Annotated in this window: 20 protein-coding genes; 9 read left to right on the top strand and 11 right to left on the bottom strand. The window is 70.5% G+C overall.

Going from position 1 to position 20,868, the window contains the following annotated elements:
• Window positions 1–10: 10 nt before the first annotated feature.
• Window positions 11–931, bottom strand: coding sequence for an NADP-dependent oxidoreductase (locus tag AC5W7N_RS29770; RefSeq protein WP_495922482.1), 921 nt, complete (start codon window positions 929–931; stop codon window positions 11–13).
• Between the two features lie 106 nt (window positions 932–1,037).
• Window positions 1,038–4,274, bottom strand: a complete 3,237-nt coding sequence (locus AC5W7N_RS29765) for an ATP-binding protein (protein ID WP_495922480.1) — start codon at window positions 4,272–4,274, stop codon at window positions 1,038–1,040.
• A 137-nt stretch (window positions 4,275–4,411) separates the two neighbouring features.
• Here AC5W7N_RS29765 and AC5W7N_RS29760 point away from each other — a divergent pair, with 137 nt between their 5' ends.
• A complete protein-coding gene (locus tag AC5W7N_RS29760; RefSeq protein ID WP_163815317.1) occupies window positions 4,412–4,855 on the top strand; it encodes a DUF4267 domain-containing protein in 444 nt (147 codons plus the stop codon).
• 57 nt (window positions 4,856–4,912) lie between these two features.
• On the top strand, window positions 4,913–5,572 hold the full coding sequence (locus AC5W7N_RS29755; protein ID WP_163815319.1) for a hemerythrin domain-containing protein: 660 nt from the start codon (window positions 4,913–4,915) through the stop codon (window positions 5,570–5,572).
• An 86-nt stretch (window positions 5,573–5,658) separates the two neighbouring features.
• Here the strand turns inward: AC5W7N_RS29755 and AC5W7N_RS29750 are convergent, their stop codons facing one another.
• The 4 genes from AC5W7N_RS29750 to AC5W7N_RS29735 all read right to left on the bottom strand — a co-directional run bounded on the left by AC5W7N_RS29750 (window position 5,659) and on the right by AC5W7N_RS29735 (window position 9,367).
• Complete coding sequence (locus AC5W7N_RS29750) at window positions 5,659–5,940, bottom strand: hypothetical protein (RefSeq protein WP_495922478.1); 282 nt, start codon at window positions 5,938–5,940, stop codon at window positions 5,659–5,661.
• A 97-nt stretch (window positions 5,941–6,037) separates the two neighbouring features.
• Entirely contained in the window at window positions 6,038–6,904 is an 867-nt protein-coding gene (locus tag AC5W7N_RS29745) for a DMT family transporter (protein ID WP_163815321.1), read from the bottom strand.
• Between the two features lie 188 nt (window positions 6,905–7,092).
• Window positions 7,093–8,823 (bottom strand): FAD-dependent oxidoreductase, encoded by a 1,731-nt coding sequence (locus tag AC5W7N_RS29740; RefSeq protein WP_495922476.1) that lies wholly within the window; start codon window positions 8,821–8,823, stop codon window positions 7,093–7,095.
• A gap of 112 nt (window positions 8,824–8,935) precedes the next feature.
• Complete coding sequence (locus tag AC5W7N_RS29735; protein WP_163815325.1) at window positions 8,936–9,367, bottom strand: nuclear transport factor 2 family protein; 432 nt, start codon at window positions 9,365–9,367, stop codon at window positions 8,936–8,938.
• Window positions 9,368–9,460: 93 nt separating this feature from the next.
• On the opposite strand from AC5W7N_RS29735, the gene AC5W7N_RS29730 reads away from it, so the two are divergent.
• Window positions 9,461–9,970 carry a MarR family winged helix-turn-helix transcriptional regulator gene (locus AC5W7N_RS29730; RefSeq protein ID WP_194990949.1) on the top strand — a complete coding sequence of 170 codons (510 nt, stop codon included), beginning with the start codon at window positions 9,461–9,463 and terminating at the stop codon, window positions 9,968–9,970.
• 30 nt (window positions 9,971–10,000) lie between these two features.
• On the opposite strand, the gene AC5W7N_RS29725 is transcribed toward AC5W7N_RS29730, so the two are convergent.
• Window positions 10,001–10,432 (bottom strand): MerR family transcriptional regulator, encoded by a 432-nt coding sequence (locus AC5W7N_RS29725; protein WP_228815371.1) that lies wholly within the window; start codon window positions 10,430–10,432, stop codon window positions 10,001–10,003.
• Between AC5W7N_RS29725 and AC5W7N_RS29720 the strand changes: the two genes are divergently transcribed.
• On the top strand, window positions 10,431–11,126 hold the full coding sequence (locus AC5W7N_RS29720; protein ID WP_495922475.1) for a methyltransferase domain-containing protein: 696 nt from the start codon (window positions 10,431–10,433) through the stop codon (window positions 11,124–11,126). The two genes, AC5W7N_RS29725 and AC5W7N_RS29720, sit on opposite strands and share 2 nt — an antisense overlap.
• 182 nt (window positions 11,127–11,308) lie before the next feature.
• Here AC5W7N_RS29720 and AC5W7N_RS29715 read toward each other — a convergent pair whose 3' ends face one another.
• Window positions 11,309–13,552, bottom strand: a complete 2,244-nt coding sequence (locus tag AC5W7N_RS29715) for a glycoside hydrolase family 3 C-terminal domain-containing protein (RefSeq protein ID WP_495922473.1) — start codon at window positions 13,550–13,552, stop codon at window positions 11,309–11,311.
• Between the two features lie 115 nt (window positions 13,553–13,667).
• On the opposite strand from AC5W7N_RS29715, the gene AC5W7N_RS29710 reads away from it, so the two are divergent.
• Together AC5W7N_RS29710 and AC5W7N_RS29705 are read left to right on the top strand one after the other, a co-directional pair.
• Window positions 13,668–15,380: a cation:proton antiporter gene (locus AC5W7N_RS29710; RefSeq protein WP_490725099.1), complete on the top strand. Its 1,713-nt coding sequence runs from the start codon at window positions 13,668–13,670 to the stop codon at window positions 15,378–15,380.
• A 58-nt stretch (window positions 15,381–15,438) separates the two neighbouring features.
• Complete coding sequence (locus AC5W7N_RS29705; RefSeq protein WP_490725100.1) at window positions 15,439–16,101, top strand: GntR family transcriptional regulator; 663 nt, start codon at window positions 15,439–15,441, stop codon at window positions 16,099–16,101.
• Window positions 16,102–16,122: 21 nt separating this feature from the next.
• On the opposite strand, the gene AC5W7N_RS29700 is transcribed toward AC5W7N_RS29705, so the two are convergent.
• Window positions 16,123–16,632 (bottom strand): nucleoside deaminase, encoded by a 510-nt coding sequence (locus tag AC5W7N_RS29700; protein ID WP_490725101.1) that lies wholly within the window; start codon window positions 16,630–16,632, stop codon window positions 16,123–16,125.
• A gap of 134 nt (window positions 16,633–16,766) precedes the next feature.
• On the opposite strand from AC5W7N_RS29700, the gene AC5W7N_RS29695 reads away from it, so the two are divergent.
• The 3 genes from AC5W7N_RS29695 (at window position 16,767) to AC5W7N_RS29685 (ending at window position 18,989) form a co-directional block, all read left to right on the top strand.
• Window positions 16,767–17,567, top strand: a complete 801-nt coding sequence (locus AC5W7N_RS29695) for an ankyrin repeat domain-containing protein (protein WP_495922470.1) — start codon at window positions 16,767–16,769, stop codon at window positions 17,565–17,567.
• Between the two features lie 64 nt (window positions 17,568–17,631).
• Entirely contained in the window at window positions 17,632–18,408 is a 777-nt protein-coding gene (locus AC5W7N_RS29690) for an SMI1/KNR4 family protein (RefSeq protein WP_495922468.1), read from the top strand.
• A 209-nt stretch (window positions 18,409–18,617) separates the two neighbouring features.
• On the top strand, window positions 18,618–18,989 hold the full coding sequence (locus AC5W7N_RS29685) for a hypothetical protein (protein ID WP_194993018.1): 372 nt from the start codon (window positions 18,618–18,620) through the stop codon (window positions 18,987–18,989).
• A gap of 146 nt (window positions 18,990–19,135) precedes the next feature.
• Here AC5W7N_RS29685 and AC5W7N_RS29680 read toward each other — a convergent pair whose 3' ends face one another.
• Both AC5W7N_RS29680 and AC5W7N_RS29675 read right to left on the bottom strand, forming a co-directional pair.
• Window positions 19,136–19,930 carry a DUF72 domain-containing protein gene (locus AC5W7N_RS29680; RefSeq protein ID WP_495922460.1) on the bottom strand — a complete coding sequence of 265 codons (795 nt, stop codon included), beginning with the start codon at window positions 19,928–19,930 and terminating at the stop codon, window positions 19,136–19,138.
• Window positions 19,931–19,970: 40 nt separating this feature from the next.
• Window positions 19,971–20,828 (bottom strand): NAD-dependent protein deacetylase, encoded by an 858-nt coding sequence (locus tag AC5W7N_RS29675; RefSeq protein WP_490725106.1) that lies wholly within the window; start codon window positions 20,826–20,828, stop codon window positions 19,971–19,973.
• Window positions 20,829–20,868: the final 40 nt, after the last annotated feature.

Raw genomic sequence — 20,868 nt, 5'->3', positions numbered from 1 at the left:
GGCTGCTCGGTCAGGGCTGGAGCACGTAGCGTCCGCGCGTCCCGCCCTCGGCCATCGCCCGGTGGGCGTCGGCGGCTCGGGACAACGGCAGGACCGCATGCACTCGGGCGGGCAGGCGACCGGACTCGGCGAGGGCGAGTAGCTGCTCCAGTCGCGTGCGATCGGACTGGGTCAGCAGCGCGTTCACCGTGATGCCGCGTTCGGGTGCGGGCGCGAGATTGGGCCGGACACCGACGAAGGCGCCGCCGTCGCGGACCGGGGTCAGGCCCCACGTCTGCTGTGAGCTGGTGTCGACGACCGCGTCCCAGCCCGGTGCGGCCTCGGTGACGAAGTCGGCGCCGAGACCGCGCACGAACGCCTCGTCGGCGGGGCGGGCCAGACCGGTCACCTTCCAGCCGCGCTCAGGGGCCAGCGCGGCCACATAGGCGCCGATCGCACCGGCCGCGCCGGTCACCAGCAGCCGGTTGCCGTCGGCGGGTGCGTCGCCGAGCAGGTCGACGATCCGCGCCGCACCCAACCCGTTGAGCGGCACTGTCGATGCCGCGACCAGGTCGAGCCCGTCGGGCACCACCGCCACCTCGGCGGCGGGCACGACGAGTTGTTCGGCATACGTGCCGAAGTCACGGTCGAATCCGAGGACCACGCCGGCGACCCGGGTGCCGGGCGTCAGGTCCACTCCTGGCCCGGCAGCGAGCACGGTGCCGGCGAAATCCCAGCCGAGACCGGTGTGGGCGGGTTGGTCGATCATGCCGAGTTCGTGGAAGAAGCCGCTGACGACGCCGAGGTCGGTGGGGTTGACCGGCGCCGCCGCGACCGCCACCCGTACTTCGCCTGGTCCGGGCTCGGTGACGGGTACGTCGATGATCTCGATCGAATCGGGCCCGCTCGGCGTGCGGACGACGGCGGCCCGGAAAGTTGCTGCGCTGCTCATGGGTGACTCCTCCATCAGTTCGGTTCTGATGGCTCGACAGTGGTCCCGGGGCTTTGGAAGGCGCTTGGAGCCGGCTTGGAACGCCGTGCCGGTGCAGGGGAGCGGATCAGCTCAGGTGCGCGTTCCACAATCCGGCGATGGCGTCGGCGCGGGCGAAGTGCGCGTCGGCTTCGGCGTCGCGGCCGAGGAATCGGGCGAGTTCGCCGAGGGTATGGGCGACCGGACGCACGGCCAGCGACAGGCTTTCCGCGCCGGCCGGGGGACCGTCGCGGTGGGGGAGCAGGTCGGTGTAGATCTGCTCGGCGGCGGCGCGGTCGCCGACGGCGAGGATGGCCATGGCGCGCAGGCTGGTCAGGAAGGTGAAGAAGAAGTCGGGGCGGATCGGGGTCGGTGCGGTGCGGGTTCGGCGCGCTTGCTCGGTGTGGCCGGCGGCGTGCAGGGCGAGGGTGTGCAGGTCGGCGACCATGGGGCCGAGTGCCGTGTGCAGGGCGCGGATGTCGTCGAGGTGGTCGCCGAGGGTGCCCGCGTTGAGCCAGGTCGCCGCAAGCGCCAGGCGCAGGAAGCCGGTGGCGTGCACTGATCCGGCTCGTTCCAGGCGTTCGGTGGCTTCGATGTAGCTGTGTTCGGCGTCGGCGAACCGGCCCTCGATGAGCAGCAGTGAGGCCAGCGCGATCTCGGCGGCGCCGATCGCCTCCGGCATCCGGTAGGTGCGGGCCAGTTCGAGTGCCTGCCCGATCAGCTCGCGCATGGTGGCCGGGTCGTTGGCCCCGGCGGCGTTGGCGGCCAGGTTGAGCAGCCCGGTCACCCGGTAGACGGGCAGATCGTGCTCGATGCCGATCCGCACCAGCTCACGGGAGTACTCCTCCTGGCCCGAGTCGCGTGCCAGGACCAGGAGCGCCCCGGCGCGCAGGCGCGGTGAGGTGGCCAGTGCCAGCGCTTCCCGCCCGGCCGCCATGACGGTCGGGTCTGCTTCGCCGACCAGTTCGTGGGTATAGGCGATGAGCAGGTGGGCGCGCACCTCTGCGGCGAGGTCGGTGCGGTCGAGCAGTCGGCGGAGGCGGTCGACGATGGGATGGTCGACCGTGCCGTAGGTGCGGGCAAGCCAGGGGGTGGGTTCGGTCCAGGCGGTGAACGCCGCGATCATCAGGTCGTCGCGGCCAAGGGATTCGGCATAGGTGACGGCGTATTCGCGGGTCTGTCTGGCCGCGGCGACGTCTCCGGCTCTGACCTGGGCGCGCAGCAGCCTGCCGCACAGGTCGATGCGTTCGTCCGGGTCGCTGGAGTTGGCGACGGCGTCGGTGAGCAGTGTGGCCGCCACGTCGTGGGCGTAGCGGGCCTCGGCCAGTTCGGCGGCGCGCACGCAGTAGCCGACGGCCTTCGGTGAGCCGGCGCGCGCATAGTGGTGGGCGAGGGCGGCGATATCGCCGGTGCCTTCCAGAGCGGCGGCGATCCTGGCGTGCATCCTGGTGATGCGCAGTCGGCTGACGTCGGTGCCCAGTGTGTCCCTGACCAATGCGTGGACGAATCGGACCCGCCCTGGTCCGGGCTCGTCGAGCAGCCCGGCGATGACGCCGGCGTCCAGTGCGTCCAGCACGCCGTCCTCGTCGGTGTCGGCGGCCTGCACCAGCACGTCCACCGAACTTTCCCGGCCCGCGACCGCGGCGAGCCGCAGCACAGCAACACTGCTTTCGGGGAGCCGGGCCAGGCGGCGCCGCAGGACGTCGCGGACACCGTCGGGCACCTCCGACAACGCGATCAAGGCGCCCTCGCCGTTGAGCAGCCGCGCACTCTCCCGCACATAGAACGGGTTGCCGCCGGTGCGTTCGGCGATTCCGGTCACGGTCGCTTCATCGGCCCGGCATTCGGCGCGCACGAGCTGGGCGACGGCGGCGCGGTCGAGTCCGGCGAGATCGAGCCGCAGCGGCGCGGTGCGGGCCAGGGCGGCCAGCGTCGCGGTGAGGTGCTCGCTCTCGTCGGCGCGGTAGGCGGCGACGACGAAGATCGGGGCGCGCGTGTCGAGGCAGCCGCCGAGTAGTTCCAGCGTGGCGGCGTCGGCCCAGTGCACATCGTCGACGACGATGGCGACCGGACGCTCGGCGGCGGCCGCGGTGAGAAAGGCCCACACGGCCTGCCGCAGCCGGAACCGCCCGGCGGCCGCGTCACCGGTGACCGCTGCCGCATCCGACAGCAGCGGCGCGAGATCGTCGGCGAACTCGCCGGCCGGTACGGTCGCGGCCACTGTGCGCAGGACCTCGACCCACGCCCAGGCCGGCGGGGCGCTGTCGAGATCGGGGCAGCGTCCGGTGGCCACCAGCCACCCGTGGTGTTCGAGTCGGGCGGTGAGGTGTTCGAGCAGTGTCGATTTGCCGAGCCCGGCTTCTCCGGTGACGAGCGCGACGCGCCCTCGGGATTCGATCGCATCGGTCGCGGCCGCCAGTAGTGCGGCGAGTTCGTCGTCGCGTCCGACGAACGTCCCCGCGTCGGGTGTGCCCGGATCGGTGCCGGTTCGAATGCTGTTGTCCGGCACGGTGTTCGCGTGGGGTGCGTCGTTTCGGGGTGGTGGGCCGGCCTCGCGGAGGATGTCGGTGCGCTGGGTGAGGATCGCCTCTTCCAGCGCGAGCAGATCCGGTCCGGGGTCGAGGCCGAGTTCGTCGGCGAAGGTGGCGCGGGCGCGGCGGAGCGCGGCGAGCGCATCGGCCTGGCGGCCGCTGCTCCACAGGGCGAGCGCGTGCAGTCGCCAGCCCTCCTCGCGCAAAGGATGGTCGCGGGTGAGGATTTCGGCGTCGGGCGCCACCGTCGCGGGAAGATCGAGACGCAGGCGCGCCGCGAGGTGCAGTTCCCGGGCCACCAGGTGCAGCTCGCTGAGGCGGCCGGTCTCGGTGACAGCCCATGGTTCGTCGGCGAACTCGGCGAACGCGGGTCCTCGCCACAGGGCCAGTGCCTCGTCCAGCCTGGCGCGGACCGCGCCGGGGTCGGTGCGCGTGCGGGCCTGGTCGAGCAGTTCTTCGAAGCGCCAGGCGTCGACCGCCGACTGCGGCAGGCGCAAGGCGTAGCCGGGTGCGGCGCTCACCAGCAGGCGGGCCGGAGTGCGTGGCGGGCGGCCGGGTTCGAGCAGACGGCGCAGGTTGGAGATGTAGGCCTGCAGTGACGCCAGCGCGCGGGCGGGCGCCTCGCCGCGCCACAGGTCCTCGACCATGCGGTCGACCGGCACGACGTGGCCGCGCGCGGCGACGAGCAGGGCGAGCACGCCACGTTGGCGCGGTCCGCCGAGGGGAATGGGTTCGCCGTCGGCTTCGGCCGCGAACGACCCCAATACCCGGATGAAGACCATGACCTGGCACATCGTACGCACCACCGCTGTGACCGGTGTTCCAAGTCGGTTCCAGGTGGCCTCCAAACCCGCGCACGCAGTCTCGGAGCAGACCGAACACGGTCCCATCGGACGGAAACGATCCGCCGACCAACCGAGGAGAAACCATCATGACGAAGTATCGCTTGACCACCGTGCTGGCCGTGATCTGCGCGGCCGCGCCCCTGTACTTCGGGCTGAGCTTCCTGCTCGCTCCCGGCAGTGCCCCCGCCGGTTTCGGTATCGAGCCGTGGCCGACCGGCAACGCCGACGGCTATTTCGTCGTCAAGGGTGTGCGCGACCTCGCCATCGCGGCCGTCACCTTCCTGCTGCTCGGCCTCGGCCTGCGGCGCGTTCTCGGCTGGGTGGTGCTGATCCACGCCGCGATCCCGGTCGGTGACGCGCTCGCGGTGGTGTCGCACGGCGGCAGCGTGTCGACGGCGCTGATCGTGCACGGCTCGGCGGTGGTCGTCGTCGCGCTGACGGCGGTCCTGCTGCTGACCGAGCGGACGCGACCGGCAGGCACCGATCCGGTGGCGCGCGGCCGTGTCGCACGTTCCCTCGTCGGCGCCTAGCGCCGCAGGCGCATCGAACCGCAAGCGAACACCACCGATGTTGAAAGGCAGGAACAGATGAGCGTCGACACCCAGGACATGAAGATCGTGCACCGCGCGTTCCGGCGCGAGTCGCGGTTGCTGATGGAGCTCGTGGCGGCGGTCGCCCCTGGTGACACCGCGCGCGCAGCGGTGATCGCCGGCCATTTCCGCGACTATCGGCTGGGACTGAAGAACCATCATGAGGGCGAGGACGAGCTGCTGTGGCCGCCGCTGCTGTCCCGCGTCGATCTGGGCGCCGATGTCATCCTGCGGATGCAGCGACAGCATGAGCGCGTCGAAGCCACCTTGGCGAGCCTGGACAGCGCGGTCCCGGCGTGGGAGGCAACGGCCGGTGCCGATGAACGCGACGCGCTGGTCGCGGTCCTGGCCGATCACCGGGCGGTCTTGGTCGAGCACCTCGACGACGAAGAGACCATGCTGCTTCCGCTCGCGGCCGACCACATCACCGACAAGGAATGGGCGTCGCTGGGTGAGCATTTGGTGGCCAACACACCGAAACCGACTCTGCTCACGCTGTTCGGTCTCGTCCTCGAGGACGCCGACCCGGCCGAACGTGCGCTGCTGCTGGGTGTGCTGCCGGCACCGGTGCGCGTCATCTGGTACGTGATCGGTCGTCCTCGCTACGTCCGCCACATCCGGCGCGTCCGCGGGTTCGCTCGGACTGCGGTGCGATGACCGCGGCGCGACCACCGGCAACGACGGGTTGCCGGTGGTCGTTCGTCGCCACCCAGACCGGGAGGTGTGGCGAACGCCGGGGTGTCTCAGTCGAAGCGGCCCAGGGGTTGGGGCGAGCACCGGAACGCGCCACCGAACAGTCGCGACACCGCGAAGTCCACATACTCGACCGTGATGCCGCGAGCCTGCACGTCGCGGCCGACGCGCTCGAAATTCGGGTCGGTGATATAGGTTTCGGCGTCGATGGCCAGACCGTTGGTGGCCATCCCGGACTCGCCGACGAAAACGTGGTTGCCGTGGACGAGGACTTCGCCACCTTCGAGGAACGGGCCGGCCTCACCGTCGAGCTCCGGTGCCGGGATCGACACATACCGACCACCGCGCAGAGCGCGTCGATCGACAAAAATCGGCAACCGACCGGCAATTGTCGCTGTCCACGGACGGCCACCATGCCCGGCGGCACGATCATCCGGCGTGCTCGGCGGGCACGGCCTCGGCCTGGGCGCGAGAAAGCTGCACGGCCGCAACACACATCACCACCACCGACGCCAGCACCACCACGACGCCAACGGTCCCGGTGTTCAGTGTTTCGTCGAGGACGGTCAGCCCCAGGAACATCGCCGCGAGCGGCTCGGCCACGGTGAACGCCGGCAGCGACGCCGAGAGCGCACCGATCTGATACGCGCGCTGTTGCAGATACAACCCCAGCAGGCCCGCCCCGACCATCGTGTACGGCTCCCAGCTGCGCAACACGGTGGCGATGCCGTCGCCGAACAGTTCGACCACATGCTGGGTCACCGCCGCCGACACACCGAACAACAGCCCCGCCGCCGCCCCCAGCAGCAGCGCCCGCACCGCGGTGGCCCGCACCGCGACCGCGGCCGCCACCGCCGCGGCGACGAGCCCGAGCACCAGCATCAGCGGGCCGAACCAGTGTGACCACGGCGCGTCCCGCACCCCCGGCGACGGATCACCCACCACCAGGAAACACGCCAGCGCGACCGACAGGGCGATCGCCTGTGCCCAGGCCGTCCGCGTCACCGGTCGGTCGTTGTAGCGTGCGGCCAGCGGTAGCGCGAAGATCAACGACGTCACCAGGATCGGCTGCACGACCAGCACCGACCCCAACGCCAGCGCCACGATCTGGAAGACGAACGCGCCGCCGTCCCCGACGATCCCCGCCCACCAGCGAGGACTGCGCGCCAACCCGGCCAGGAAAGCCGCACCCTCGGGCACCTCGGCCGCGGCCCGCTGCTGCGCGACCGCGGCCACCGCGAACCCGAGCGCGGCGAGGAAGGCACACACCACCGCGGCGACGGGGACATTGCTCACCCGCACCAGTGTGCCGCGCCGGGCGTCGGGTCGGCGGGATCGACGCGGTACCGACGGCTGAGCGTTCACGGGCAGCGTCCTCGCGCGGCCCGTTCAGGAGGGGCCGCGCCGACGCGATCCGACGCGACCGGCTCGGTGACCGACGCGACGACGTTGTCGCGAACCGGTCGAGATCGCGTGGTGTGCGGTCAGTTGTCGTGTTCGACCAGCGGCTGGCCGCCGGAGATCTCGACGATCGGCAACCGCAAAGCGGCAGGGGCGGTGGCCGGCACCACCGGAGCGGCCGGTGCGATGGGCGCCAGCCGCCGATACGGTGCGCCTAGTTCGGGCCGTAGATCCGGCTCACCCTTGTTGGGCCACAGGGAGATCGCGCGTTCGGCTTGGGCGGTGATGGTCAGCGACGGGTTGACCCCGAGGTTGGCCGAGATGGTCGAGCCGTCGATGACGTGCAGGCCGGGATGGCCGTAGAGGCGGTGGTACGGGTCGACGACGCCGGTGGCGGGGGAGTCGCCGATGGCGCAGCCGCCGATGAAATGGCCGGTCGCCGGGATATTGACGATGCTGCTGGTGGCGCCGGTGGGGAAGCCGTCGATCTTGTCGGCGACGCGTTCGGCGACCTCGTGGCCGATCGGGATCCAGGTGGGATTGGGTTCGCCTTCGCCCTGTTTGGTCGTCATCTTGCGGCCGAACACGCCTCGGGTGGTGTAGGTGGTGATGGAGTTGTCCACCGACTGCATCACCAGCAGCCCGATCATCTGCTCGGACCAGCGGTGCGGATTGTGCATGTGCAGCAGGTCGCGGCGATTGCGCCGCAGCTGATGCAGGTACTGGCGCCAGCGTGGGCGCACGCCGTCGTCGCCGACCATCGCGGTGGTGATCAGCGCCAGCGCATTACTGCCTTTGCCGTAGCGCACCGGTTCGATATGGGTGTGCTCGTCGGGATGGATCGAGGAGGTGATCGCGACGCCCTTGGTGAAATCGGCGTCGCGGCGGCGGCTGCGCACCGACAGCAGCTCCTCGGAATTGGTGCGCGACAGATAGCCGAGCCGCGGCGAGATGTGGGGCAGCGAGCCGCGATCCCGCAGCCGGTGCAGCAGTTTCTGGGTGCCGAGCGCGGCCGCGGAGAACACCACCTGTTCGGCGGTGAACACGCGCGCTCCCGTGCGAGCCCAGCGTCCGGTGCGGCGGGTGTGCACCTCGTAGCCGCCGCCGGGGCGGGGCCGCACATCCACCACCGTGGTCAGCGGATGCACGCGCGCACCCGCCCGCTCGGCCAGATACAGGTAGTTCTTGACCAGGGTGTTCTTGGCGTTGTGGCGGCATCCGGTCATGCATTCGCCGCAGTGGGTGCAGGTGCGCCGCGCGGGGCCGACACCACCGAAGAACGGGTCGGGCACCTCCTGGCCGGGCCGGGCCCCGGCGCCGCCGAACAGCACACCCACCGGGGTCTGGCGGTAGGTGTCGCCGACGCCGAGTTCGTCGGCGACTTCACGCAGGATCCGGTCACTGGGGGTGGTGGCCGGGTTGGTGGTGACGCCGAGCATGCGTTTGGCCTGGTCGTAGTGCGGTGCCAGTTCGGCGCGCCAGTCGGTGATACCGGCCCACTGCTTGTCGGCGTAGAACGCCGCAGGCGGCTCGTAGAGGGTGTTGGCGTACACCAGCGAGCCGCCGCCGACACCGGCGCCGCTCATGATGAAGGTGTTCTTCAGCAACGTCAGCCGCTGGATGCCGAAGCAGCCCAGCCGTGGCGCCCACAAGAATTGCCGTGCCCGCCACGACGTCGCGGCGAATTCGTCGTCGGCGAAGCGGCGTCCGGCCTCGAGCACGCCGACCCGGTAGCCCTTCTCGGTCAGCCGGAGCGCGGACACGCTGCCGCCGAATCCCGAACCGATCACCAGCACGTCGTAGTCGAACGCCATCTGCCTGTGTCCTCCATCACCGTTGACCTGTTGTTCGAGCGTAGAGCGGTGCGCGACGCCGACAGCAACGACTGGCGGCCACAAAATCGAGATATTCGGCCAGTCGGGCGGGTTACAGGGTGCGTGGCAGCGCGTCGGTCAGCGCGACCGGGGTGATGTCGAGTGCGTCGAAGCGCCAGCCCGCCGAGGTGCGGCGAGCTCGGTAGCGGCCGATACCGGCCGCGACGGCCGCGGTGCTGTCGTCGATGACGAAGACGGCCACGTCGTGCGCGCGCACAGTCGCGGTGTCGCCGTCGATCTCGATGACGAGGTTGGACTTGTTGTGCAGGGTGCGCGTGTAGGTGTCGTGCCCTGCGCGGGCGAGAGCTTCGAGGGCGTCGATGCCCTTGGCTTGCCCGCGAATGGAGCGCACCACGACGTCGTCGGTGAAGATGCGGTCGGTGTCGGCCAAGCCCTCGTCGATCCAGAGGCTGTGACGGGCAACGAGATCGGCCAGCTCGGCGCGGTCGGCGAGGGTACGGATCAGGGATTCGGTGGGGGTCATGGGAACTCCTACAATCTGTTCGGAGCACTAACGTTAGTGCCGCGAATGAATGTAGGTCGTTAGTGGCACTAACGCAAGGGGTAGGCTCGGTGCATGGACACCGATGAGGAGATGCGCTTCGACCGCGGCGAGTCCACTCCGGCGCGGCTGAAAAAGCAGCTCTCACGCCTGACCTCGATGACGGCGGCCCAGATGACGCGCCTGTCGCGCGAGGCGTTACGGGCCACGGGGGCGCGCAAGGATCACTTCGTGGTGCTGGCCGCGCTCGCCGAATTCGGGCCGGCGAGCCAGGCGACGCTGTCGGAGCGAACCAGCGTCTACAAGAGTGACCTCGTCTCGGTACTCAACGACCTCGAAGAGGGCCGATGGGTGCGCCGCGCCCCGGACCCGGCCGATAAACGCCGCAACGTCATCACCATCACCGCAGCCGGCGAACAACGCCTCGCCGAACTCGACCGCGTCCTCGACACGGTCAACGAACAGATCATGACCCCACTCGATCACGAGGAACGCGCACAGCTGTTCGCGCTGCTGGGGCGAGTCAACGCCCACCTCGCCGCAACCGCACGCACAGCCGATGCCCTGGGCGGGCACATCACCTAGCGGGGCCCTCCCGCGCGGCGACCATGCCGGTCATCGGCCTCGGGTCGACTCGGCTGCGAGGTGGGCCCGGTAGTTCGGGCAGGTCGTGATGTCCTCGTGCGAGCAGTTCATGCCGGCTTCGAGCAGATCCAGCGCCGAACGCAGTGCCGCCATCCTGGCCTGCAGCGCACGGTGGTTGCGCTGCAGCACGTCCTTGCGGGCGGCCGGGTCCGCGGCGGCGAGGAACGCCCGGATGTCCTCGAGCGGCAGGCCGGCCCGCTTCGCGATCATGATCGACGCCACCCGGACGAGGTCGTCGTCGGTGTAGCGGCGGCGGTCGCCGGCGACGCGGGCCGGATGCAGCAGGCCGACCGACTCCCAGTGCCGCAGAACGTGTGTCGGCAGGCCGAAGCGGTCGGCGACCTGGCCGATCGTCAGCACACTTGACTTCATGTCGACATTAAGTCGAATTATGGCGGGCATGTCCACTCTTCTTGATGTCCTCGACGCCATCGATGCCCAGCCGATGTCTGTGGAACTGCGCGCACGTTCCTACGCATTGCTCGGCGATCTCACCGGCCGGACCGTGGTCGACGTCGGCTGCGGCGGTGGCCGCGCGGTCGCCGAACTGGCCGAGCGTGGGTGCCACGCCGTCGGGATCGATACCGACCCCGAGATGATCGCCGTGGCCCGCGAGCGCTGGCCGGCCGGGGAGTTCCACGTCGGCGATGCCTGCGAACTGCCGTTGGCCACCGGGTCGGTGGCCGGCTACCGCGCGGACAAGGTGTTGCACACGGTCGACGACCCGGTGCGCGCCGTCGCCGAGGCCCACCGGGTGCTCGCTCCGGGCGGGCGGGCCGTGCTGCTCGGCCAGGACTGGGACACGGTGGTCATCGACTCCGACCAGCCGGAGACCACCCGGCGGCTGGTCCACGCGAAGGCGGACTCGCTGCCGTCGCCGCGCATCGCCCGCCGCTACCGCAACCTGCTGCTCGACGCCGGTTTCAGCGACGCGGTCGTCGAGGTGCGCACCAGCGTGTTCACCGACGACACCGCACTCGCCCTGGTGCGTCGCATCACCGATGAGCAGAGCTGGCTCGCCGAGCAAGCCGAGCGCGCCCGCACGAACCGGATCTTCGTCGCGGTGCCGATGTTCGTCGTCGCGGCGCGGAAATAGCGACCTGCTGACTGCGCCGGCCCCGAGACCGCGGCGGTGACCCGTCGAAGCCGGCCACCTTCTCCCGGCGGCGTGCGCGGCGGTCACAGAGCCCCTCGTGCAGCTCGGCTCTGGCCGGCGTCGCGGGACGACGCGACGGCTCACGGTCGGCTCCGGCCGGCGCCGCGGGACGGCGCGACGGCTCACGGTCGGCTGTGGTCGTCGGTGGCCGACAGCAGGGCATCGAGGTCGGCGGGGGACATGCCGAAGCCGGTGAGCCGGTCCAGCGGGATGGAGGCGAGCATGCGCATCATGTCGACGCCGAGGGCTTGACCGTCACCGTCACCGCCGCCGGTCATCGCCGCGAACATCTGTGACAGCACCGCTGCCGCGGCCGGGTTCGCCAGCACCTCGCCGAGGGTGGACTGCCGGGTGATCGGCAGGCGCAGCTCGTCGCCGGGCACCTCGACGTCGGCGGTGGCGCGGATATCGCGGCTGGACGCACCGGCCATCACCCGGTAGGTGCCGCCTTCCACCACCCACGCCTCGGTGCGGGTCTCCCAGTAGGCCAGAGCCTCGCGCTCGATCGGAATCGAGACCCGCTGGCTCGCACCGGGTTCCAGCTCACCGGTGACCGCATGGCCCCCGAGCTCGCGCGGCGGACGGGTAACCGCCGATTCGGGCAGCGCGGTGTAGATCTGCACGACCTCACGGCCGCGCCGGTCACCGGTATTGGTGATGGTGACCTCCACGGTGAGCCCGCTCGCGCTCGACTCGACCGCCAGGTCCGAGTAGGTGAAGCTGGTGTAGGACAGGCCGTGTCCGAACGGGAAACTCACCGCCATCTCGCGCGCGTCATACCAGCGGTAGCCGACGAAAATACCTTCGCCGTACCGGATGTGGGAGTTCTCGCCGGGGAAGTTCAGATACGCGGGCACATCCTGAAGCCGCAGCGGCACCGTCTCGGTGAGCCGGCCCGAGGGATTGACCCGCCCGAACAGCACATCCGCGAGCGCGCCGCCCGCGGCCTGACCGAGCAGCGCGCCGTCGACGATGGCCGGCGCGAGCTCGACCACCGGCGCCAACCGCAGCACCCCACCGTGGGAGAGCACCACCACGGTCTTCGGCTGAACCGCCACGACCTCGGCCAGCAGGGCGAGCTGGTCGGCGGGCAGCTCGATATCCTCGCGGTCGAAGCCCTCCGATTCCTGGCCCGCGCCCAACCCGAGAAACACCACCGCCACCTCGGCCGCACGCGCCGCGGCGACGGCCTCCGCCACCAGCACCGGATCGGGTGTGCTGGTGTCGGTGCGGAACCCGCGCGCATACCGCACCTGCCCGGGCTCGGCCGCGGCAGCGATCTCCTCGAGCGGCACATCCACACGGGTCGGATTCACATGCGAACTGCCGCCACCCTGGTAGCGCGGGGTCTGCGCGAACTCGCCGATCACCGCCAGCGGCTGCCCGGCACGCAACGGCAGCAGCTCATCGTCATTGCGCAACAACACCACACAACGTGCGGCGACCTCACGAGCCAGCCGATGATGTGCGTCCGGATCCGGCGCCGCCGGGGCAGCAGCCCGCCCGGCGAGCACCTTCGCCGCCAACTCGGCCACTTTCTGCGCGGCCCGATCGACCGCGGCAACCTCGAGCGCACCGGATTCGACCGCTGCCACCACCTGCGCGTCCGGGTCGCCGCCACCGCCGGGCATCTGCAGATCCAGGCCCGCGGCGACGGAGGCGACCCGGTCCGACACCGCACCCCAGTCGCTGACAACCAGCCCGTCGAAACCCCAGGTATCGCGCAGCACGTCGGTGAGCAGCCACCGGTTCTGCGCGGCGTAGACGCCGTTGATCCGGTTGTAGGAACACATCACCGTCCACGGCTGCGCGGTGCGCACGATATGGGCGAAGGCTCGCAGATAGATCTCCCGCAACGGCCGTGCGTCCACATCCGAGCTCGATCGCATCCGATCGTGTTCGGCATTGTTGACCGCGAAATGTTTGAGCGAGGCGCCCACCCCCTGGCTCTGCACACCCCGCACCCACGCCGCACCCAGCACACCGGTGAGCAGCGGGTCCTCGGAGTAGTACTCGAACACCCGCCCGCAGCGCGGATCCCGTTTGATGTTGATCCCCGGCCCCAGCAGCACGTCCACCTCGAGGGCGCGCGCCTCCCGGCCCAGCGCTTCGCCGACCCGGCGCACCAGAGCCACATCCCAGCTCTGCCCGAGCCCGGCCGCTGGCGGGAAACAGGTGGCGGGCCTGCTCGCGGCCAGCCCCAGATGGTCGGTGGCGCCGGTCTGCCTGCGCACCCCGTGCGGGCCGTCGGTCAGCAGCATCGACGGCACCGGGCCCACCGCCTTGGTGGTCCAGAAATCCGCGCCGCTGCCGAGGGCGGCCTTCTCGGCCAAGGACAGTTCGCTGATACCCGTAGTTGCCGTCATCGTCAGCTCCGATCGGTCGCCGCGGTCAGGGAAACGCTGCACCGCCATCGAATCACGGCCGCCGCCCGCGTCGTACGGTGCTACCGGGACACGCCGTCAGCGCTGAGGAGGGTTCGTGGAGATCACCCTGGTCGTGGTCGTCGGCATCATCGCCATCGTGGTGGTCGCGGCGTTCTCCGACACGCTCGGCGTGGCCGCGCCGCTGAGCCTGGCGGTGGTCGGTATCGCGCTCAGTTTCGTGCCGGGCATTCCGCATCCGCAGGTCGAACCCGAGCTCATCTTGTCCGGTGTGCTGCCGCCGCTGCTGTATTCGGCGGCGGTGAACATGCCTGCGGTCGATTTTCGCCGCAACCTCAAACCCATCACCGGCCTTGCGGTGCTGCTGGTCGTGGTCACCACCCTCGGCACGGGCTGGTTGTTTCATCAGCTGCTGCCCGATATCGGCTGGCCGGCGGCGTTCGCGCTCGGCGCGGTGATCAGCCCGACCGATCCGATCGCGGCGACCTCGGTGGGCCGACGGCTCGGGTTGCCGTCGCGGTTGCTGACGATGCTGGAGGGGGAGGGGCTGGTCAACGACGCGACCGCACTGGTGCTGCTGCGCTCGGCGGTGGCCGCGCTGGCGGCGACGGTGTCGCTGTGGCAGGTGCTCGGCGATTTCGTCCTCGCGGTCGTGGTCGCGGTGATCGCCGGACTGCTGGTCGGTTGGCTCGGGGTGCGGGCGCGGGCCATGCTCGACGATCCGGTGGCCACCACGGCGGTGTCGTTCGTGATCCCGTTTCTGGCCTATCTGCCGGCCGAGGAATTCCATGGCTCGGGCGTGCTCGCCGTCGTCGTTGCCGGGTTGGTCAGCGGGCACCTGAGCCCACGCCGTCTCAGCGCCCAGGACCGCCTCGTCGACGCCACCAACTGGCGCACCGTCGCCTTCCTGCTGGAAAGTGCGATCTTTCTGCTCATGGGCCTGAGCCTGTCCGGCCTGATCGACGATGTGCGCGGCGAACAGCTCAGCGCCGCGCAAGCTTTCGGTATCGGGCTGCTGGCCGCGCTGGTGGTGATGGTGATCCGCGCGGTGTTCATCATGCCGCTGGTGGCCTTTCTCCGGCTGGACCAGCGCCGCGCCGCCGAAGTCAAACCGCGCCTCGAGCAGATCAGCGCGCGCATCGCCGACACCGGCCTGCCGCCGGAGAGCAAACGCCTGCAGATGATGCTGCGCCGCTTCGGCAAGGTCTCGGCCACGGTCGACTTCCGGCTCACCGAAACCGTCGGTGCCCGCGGCGGAGCGGTCCTGGCCTGGTCCGGGATGCGTGGCGCGGTCACCGTCGCGGCGGCGCAAACCCTGCCCGCGCAGACCCCGATGCGGTCGGAGCTGGTGCTGATCGCGTTCGTCGTCGCGACCACCACGCTGCTGGTGCAGGGCCTGAGCCTGCCCGCGGTGATCCGCCTCGTCCGCGTACCCGGCGACGATCCGGTGCGGTTGCGCGACGACTTCGCCGAGTTGCGGACGCTGCTGTCCGAGGCCGCCGAACACGTCCTCGACACTCCCGGTCTCGCCGACGACGACGGCAACCCATTCCCGGACGCACTGGTGGGAATGGTTCGCGACGACACCGTCCGGAAGGGCTCGGCCGCGCAGGCGGATCTGCCTGCCGACGGTCCCGACCCGCGCGAACAGTACCGGCAGCTGCGGCTGCGGGTACTGGGTGCGCAGCGGACGGCGCTGCTGCGCGCCCGTGACGGCGAACGTTTCGGCGCCAAGGCGCTGGCCCGCTGCCAGTACATGCTCGACTTCGACGAAGCCCGCCTGCAGCAGCTGGGACGTCCCGGGCGTTGACCCACCCCCGACGCAGGTGGGATACCAAATGTGGGCGAGGGGATGCGAGAATGCGGTGATGAGTGCGTCGGCTGGGTTCGCCTCCGAATCCGAACGGGTCACCCGGATCCTGCGGGATCAGATCCTCGACGGTGTGCGGGCACCAGGATCCAAGTTGGTCGAACGCGAACTCGCGGCCGAACTCGGTGTCTCCCGGCTGCCCGTGCGGGAAGCACTCAAAGCGCTGGTGACAGAGGGATTGGTGACGGCGCGCCCGCGCAGTTGGGCCGTGGTGCGCCAGTTCAGCGCCACCGATATCGCCGACTTGATCGAAGTGCGCTCGGCGTTCGAAGTGCTGGCCTTCCGGCTCGCCGCGCAACGCGCCACCCGCGCCGGGCTCGACGAACTGCGCCGCGATCTCGACGCCGAATGGGATGCCGCCCGCGCCGGTGATGCCGTCACCGCGCGCCGGGCGGCCGCCGATTTCCACGAAACCGTCATCCGGCTCACGGGCAACGAACTGCTCGGCGAACTGCAGGCCGGGCTGCGCAGCCGGATGCGCTGGCTGCTGGGCCGCCACGACGATCTGACCACCGTGGCCCGCGAACACCAGCAGCTCTTCGACGCCATCGCCAACCGTGATCTGGCCCGCGTCGAGGCGTTGGCCGCCGCCCACATCGACACCAGCCGCGCCCTCGCCGCGCAACGCGACGCCGCCGATATCCGCGACGGCGCGGACTGACACCGGCCCGCGCGACCGCGGTCAGCCGCGCAGCCGTGCGGCCATGTGCTGGTGCAGCTCCTTGATCTCGGCTTCGAGGCCGGGTTCCGGCCCCGCGACCGGCACCGTCGGCGCGACGGCGGTGATGGGGAGCGCGGCCACCGGCCCGGGTGGCAGACCCCATTCGCGCTGCCAGCGGCCGAGCTGTTCGGAGCCGACCGCGTACACGATGCGACCGAGACCGGCCCAGGCGTGCGCGGCACTGCACATCGGGCAGTGTTCGCCGGAGGTGTAGATGACGGCGCTCGCGCGCTGTTCGGGCGGCAGGTGGATCCCGGCCCAGCGGGCGATCTCGAACTCCGGATGCTGGGTCGGTTCCCCGGTGACGATGCGGTTGCGGGCTTCGAACCGGATCGCGCCCTCGGCGTCGACCAGGATCGACCCGAACGGCTCGTCACCGTCCTGGAGCGCGGTACGGGCCAGGTCGACGCATCGGCGCAGATGCTGCCGGTCCTGATCGGTGATCTGGTAGCCCTCGCCTGATTGGCTCATATCCCCACGATACCAACTCTGGTATACCAACAAGTCGCCTCCTTGGTGTCGGTAACCACAGTTCCGGTCTTCATCTGGACAAACTCCCGCAACGAGTCGACCATCGTTGGTATACCAAATCTGAGGAGTCGGCGATGACCCGCAACCATTCGAGCAGACGACGTTCGCTGCCGGCGAGCGTCACCCTCGCGGCGTCGGCGGCGATCCTGACGGCTACCGTGGCGTGCACCGCTGACCCGGCGCCCACGCAGACCTCGGTCTCGACTCCCGTGCCCGCATCCGCCGGCGCACCGGCCTCGATCGAACCGAACCCGGGCACCGCCCCGGCGACCCCGCCGCACGACCCGGCCCTCGACGACGATCTGTTCGCCGCGGCCGCCGCCGATGCCGCGGCCCGAGTGCGCGAGCTGCTGGCCCGCGGCGCCGATATCGAAGCCCGCGGACCACACGAGCGCACGCCCCTGATCGAGGCCACCAAGAACCGTGCCACCGACGCCGCCCGCGCACTCATCGAGGCCGGGGCCGACGTGAACGCCGTGGACGCCCTGCAGGATTCGGCCTACCTGTATGCCGGCGCCGAAGGAATCGACTCCATCCTCGACCTCACCCTCGCTCATGGCGCCGACCTGACCAGCGTCAACCGCTACGGCGGCACGGCGCTCATCCCGGCCGCCGAACACGGTTCGGTCACCACGGTGCGCAGGCTCATCGAGGCCGGCGTGGCGGTGAACCACGTCAACACCCCGGGCTGGACCGCGCTACAGGAAGCGATCGTCTACGGCGACGGCAGCACCCGCTACCAGCAGGTCGTCACCGATCTGCTCGCCGCGGGCGCCGATCCGAACATCCGGGACAGCGACGGCAACACCGCCCTCGACAACGCGCTCGCGCGCGGACAGGCCGAGATCGCCGCCCTGCTCCGCGCCGACAGCTGACAACTCACAGCCCGGAGGCAGGCGCGATGCGCGAATCACGCAGTGCGCCGGTAGTTTCGGCGTCATGCATCCGCTGCTCACCCGACTCGACCGATGGCTCATGCTCAACCGCCCCGCCTATCGAGCCGGGTTGCGGCCCGGCGCGTCCGCGGACGCCATCGATGCCCTCGCCGCCCGGTTCGAGGGCCGGTTCCCGCCGCTGCTGCGTGAACTCCTCGGCTGGCACGACGGTGAAGGCGCCGACCATCGCGGCGCACTGCTGGGTACGTGGTCGCTGATGTCCACCGACAGTATCGAGTCCACCCTGGCAGATATGGCGTGGTTGGTCGACAACGACGACATGGCCGAGTGGTGGGGCCCGGACTGGATCCCGTTCCTGGACAACGGCTGGGGCGATTGCGTCTGCGTCGATCTCGCCGGCGCCTTCGATGGCGTTGCCGGCCAGATCGTCGAGTTCAGCCACGACAGCGAATACCGCTCTATCACCCATCCCGGGCTGGAAGCCTGGCTGTTCACGATCGTGCGGGGATTCGAAGACGGCACTTTCGCACTCGACTGCCACGCCGGCGTCGACCGCTGGGATCCGGTCGACGCCGCCGCCTATCGAGCGTTCATCGGCGAACACTATCCGGGTTACCCCGTCACCGTGCGCGTCGGCGACGACGAACCCGAACCCGAACTCGATTCAGGCCCGGCCTCGCACGTTCCACCGCTGCCCGCGCTCGACCTGGACCGCATACGCGGAAATCTGCGTGCCGCCGGGCTCGGCGACGTCGTGGTCGACACCGCCTTCGACCTACTGCCGCGCACCGATACCGGACGCCGGCCGCCATCGAGCTGAGCACGCTCGTCGCCGCCGACCGCGCACCACGGGTGCGGTTGCTCGCCGAGCGAGTAAAGCTGCCCGATCCGCGCGCTCACCGGCGTACCCGCTGCTGTCGTCGTGCGTCCGGGCGCCGCCGCCGACAGCATGCCTGTCGCCCGACGAGACCGAGATCGCCCCGCACGGGTGAGCTGTTTGCCCGGCCGGTGTCCGGGCATCCGGCGCATATGGCTACAGAAACCGGACCAGGCGACACCTTGGGCCCCACCGAGAGCCTCGACTCCGACGAGGTGCGCAACGACGACGGTGACATCGTGGTCGACCCGCCCGAGGACTGGACCGGCGCCGACAAGTTCGGCATGACACCCGCCGAACAGCGCGCCGGCGAATCACTCGGACAACGGCTGGCCGAAGAAGAACCCGACCTGGGCGCCACCGAGCCGGGCGAACCCACCGCCGGGCAACCCGGCACCATCGACGAAGGCGACGACATCGACCAGCTGCCCGCCGACGACAGCGACGAAACCTTCGGCGAACACCGCGGACAAATCGACGGCGCCCCCGAGGACGGAGAGTCGTTCTTCCCTACCGAAGACTGACGACCCGCTGCACGCCCGACCGGGGGACGGTGCAGCCCGGCCGGGCGTCGGCGGCACCGGGACGAGACGTCGGCTGCATCTGTCGGTCGGCTGTGTCTGCGCGCGTTCAGCCCGGTCGGCCGACCACCCCGGTTGAAGCGTTGCGGTCACGCCCCGCCGACGGCAGGTGGTGCGGTCGCGGGCCGGATATCCGGTGTGCGGGTGACCTCGGCGCCCAGCGCGGCCGCCGAACGCGCGAAAACGGTTGCGTCGTAGATCGCCGCACCGCCCGGGTCGTTGTTGAAATACACCTCCACCTCAGCCGCCCGCGGCCAGGTCTCGGTGAGGCGGCGCGCCCACTCGGCCAGGGTGCCGGGGTGATAGCGCGGCCATGGCTCGGCGGTGCCGTGGTGCAGGCGCAGATAGCCCCAATCGGTGGTGCGCCACAGCGGTGTGACCGCCTGCTCGCCCGCATCCGCCCAGCACAGCGCCGCGCCCTGACGTTCGAGGACCTGCCTGGTCTCCTCGGTCCACCAGGACTCGTGGCGCGGTTCGACCGCCACCCGCGTGCCATCCGGAAAACACCGCAGACACGCCTCCAGCAGCGTGGGATCGGCGCGCAAGGTCGGCGGCAGTTGCAGCAGGATCGGTCCGAGGCGCTCACCCAGGCTCGCGGCCCGGCCCATCAGCCGCGCCACCGGTTCCTCGGGCTCGCGCAGCCGTTTGATGTGGGTGAGGAACCGGCTGGCCTTGACCGCGATCCGGAACCCCGCCGGAGTGCGTACCCGCCAGGAGGCGAAGGTCTCGGCGCTGGGTAGCCGGTAGAACGCATTGTTGAGCTCGACGGTGGCGAAGGACCGCGCGTACTGCTCGAGCCACAGCCGTTGCGGCACCCCCTGCGGATACAGCACCCCGCGCCAGTCGCGGTACTGCCACCCGGAGGTGCCCACCAACAACGTCATACCCGGGGCGTACCCGCTCACCGGCCGGTGACGCAGCCGCTCAGGCCACCGCGACCCGCGCCGCGAGGTGGTCGGCCAGCGCGCTCAGCGTCGGCGAACATCCGGCATCGACGGTGTGGGTGGCCAGTTCGTCGCCGCGGGTGCGCCCACGATTGACGATGATCACCGGCGTCCCCGATTTCGCGGCGTGGCGCACGAACCGCAGCCCCGACATCACCGTCAGCGACGAACCGGCCACCAGCAGCACCTCGGCGTCGTCGACCACGTCATAGGCCGCGCGCACCCGCTGCTTGGGCACGTTCTCCCCGAAATAGACGATGTCGGGTTTGAGGATGCCGCCGCATCGCACACAATCCACCATGCGGAACGCGGCGGTATCGGCGATCACCGCGTCGGCGTCGGGCGCCACCTCCACACCGGTGGCGTCGGCGGCGTCGGCGAACCCCGGATTGGCGGCCTCGAGCCGATCCGCCAGCGACATCCGCGACACCAGATGATCACAGCTCAGGCAGCGCACCCGCGCGTAGGTGCCGTGCAGGTCGATCACCCGGCGATGGCCGGCCTTGGTGTGCAGCAGGTCGACGTTCTGGGTGATCAACCCGCTCACCACACCGAGGCGTTCGAGCCGGGCCAGCGCGCGATGGCCGGGGTTGGGGCGCGCGGCGTCCATGCGCCGCCAGCCCACATGATTGCGCGCCCAATACCGTTGCCGGAACGCGGCGTCGCCGATGAACTGCTGGAAGGTCATCGGGGTGCGGGGCGGGGAGCCGGGGCCGCGGTAGTCCGGGATCCCGCTGTCGGTGGACATCCCGGCCCCGGTCAGCACCGCGACCCGGCGCCCGGTGATCATCTGCGCGAGCCGCTCGATCTCGGCCCGCCCGGCGGTGTGATCGGGCATGCACCCAGGGTACGGACCCACCGCCGAGCCCTTGGCGCCC

The sequence above is a fragment of the Nocardia sp. CDC519 genome (assembly GCF_059509835.1).
This window is presented reverse-complemented; position numbering and strand designations above follow the sequence as displayed.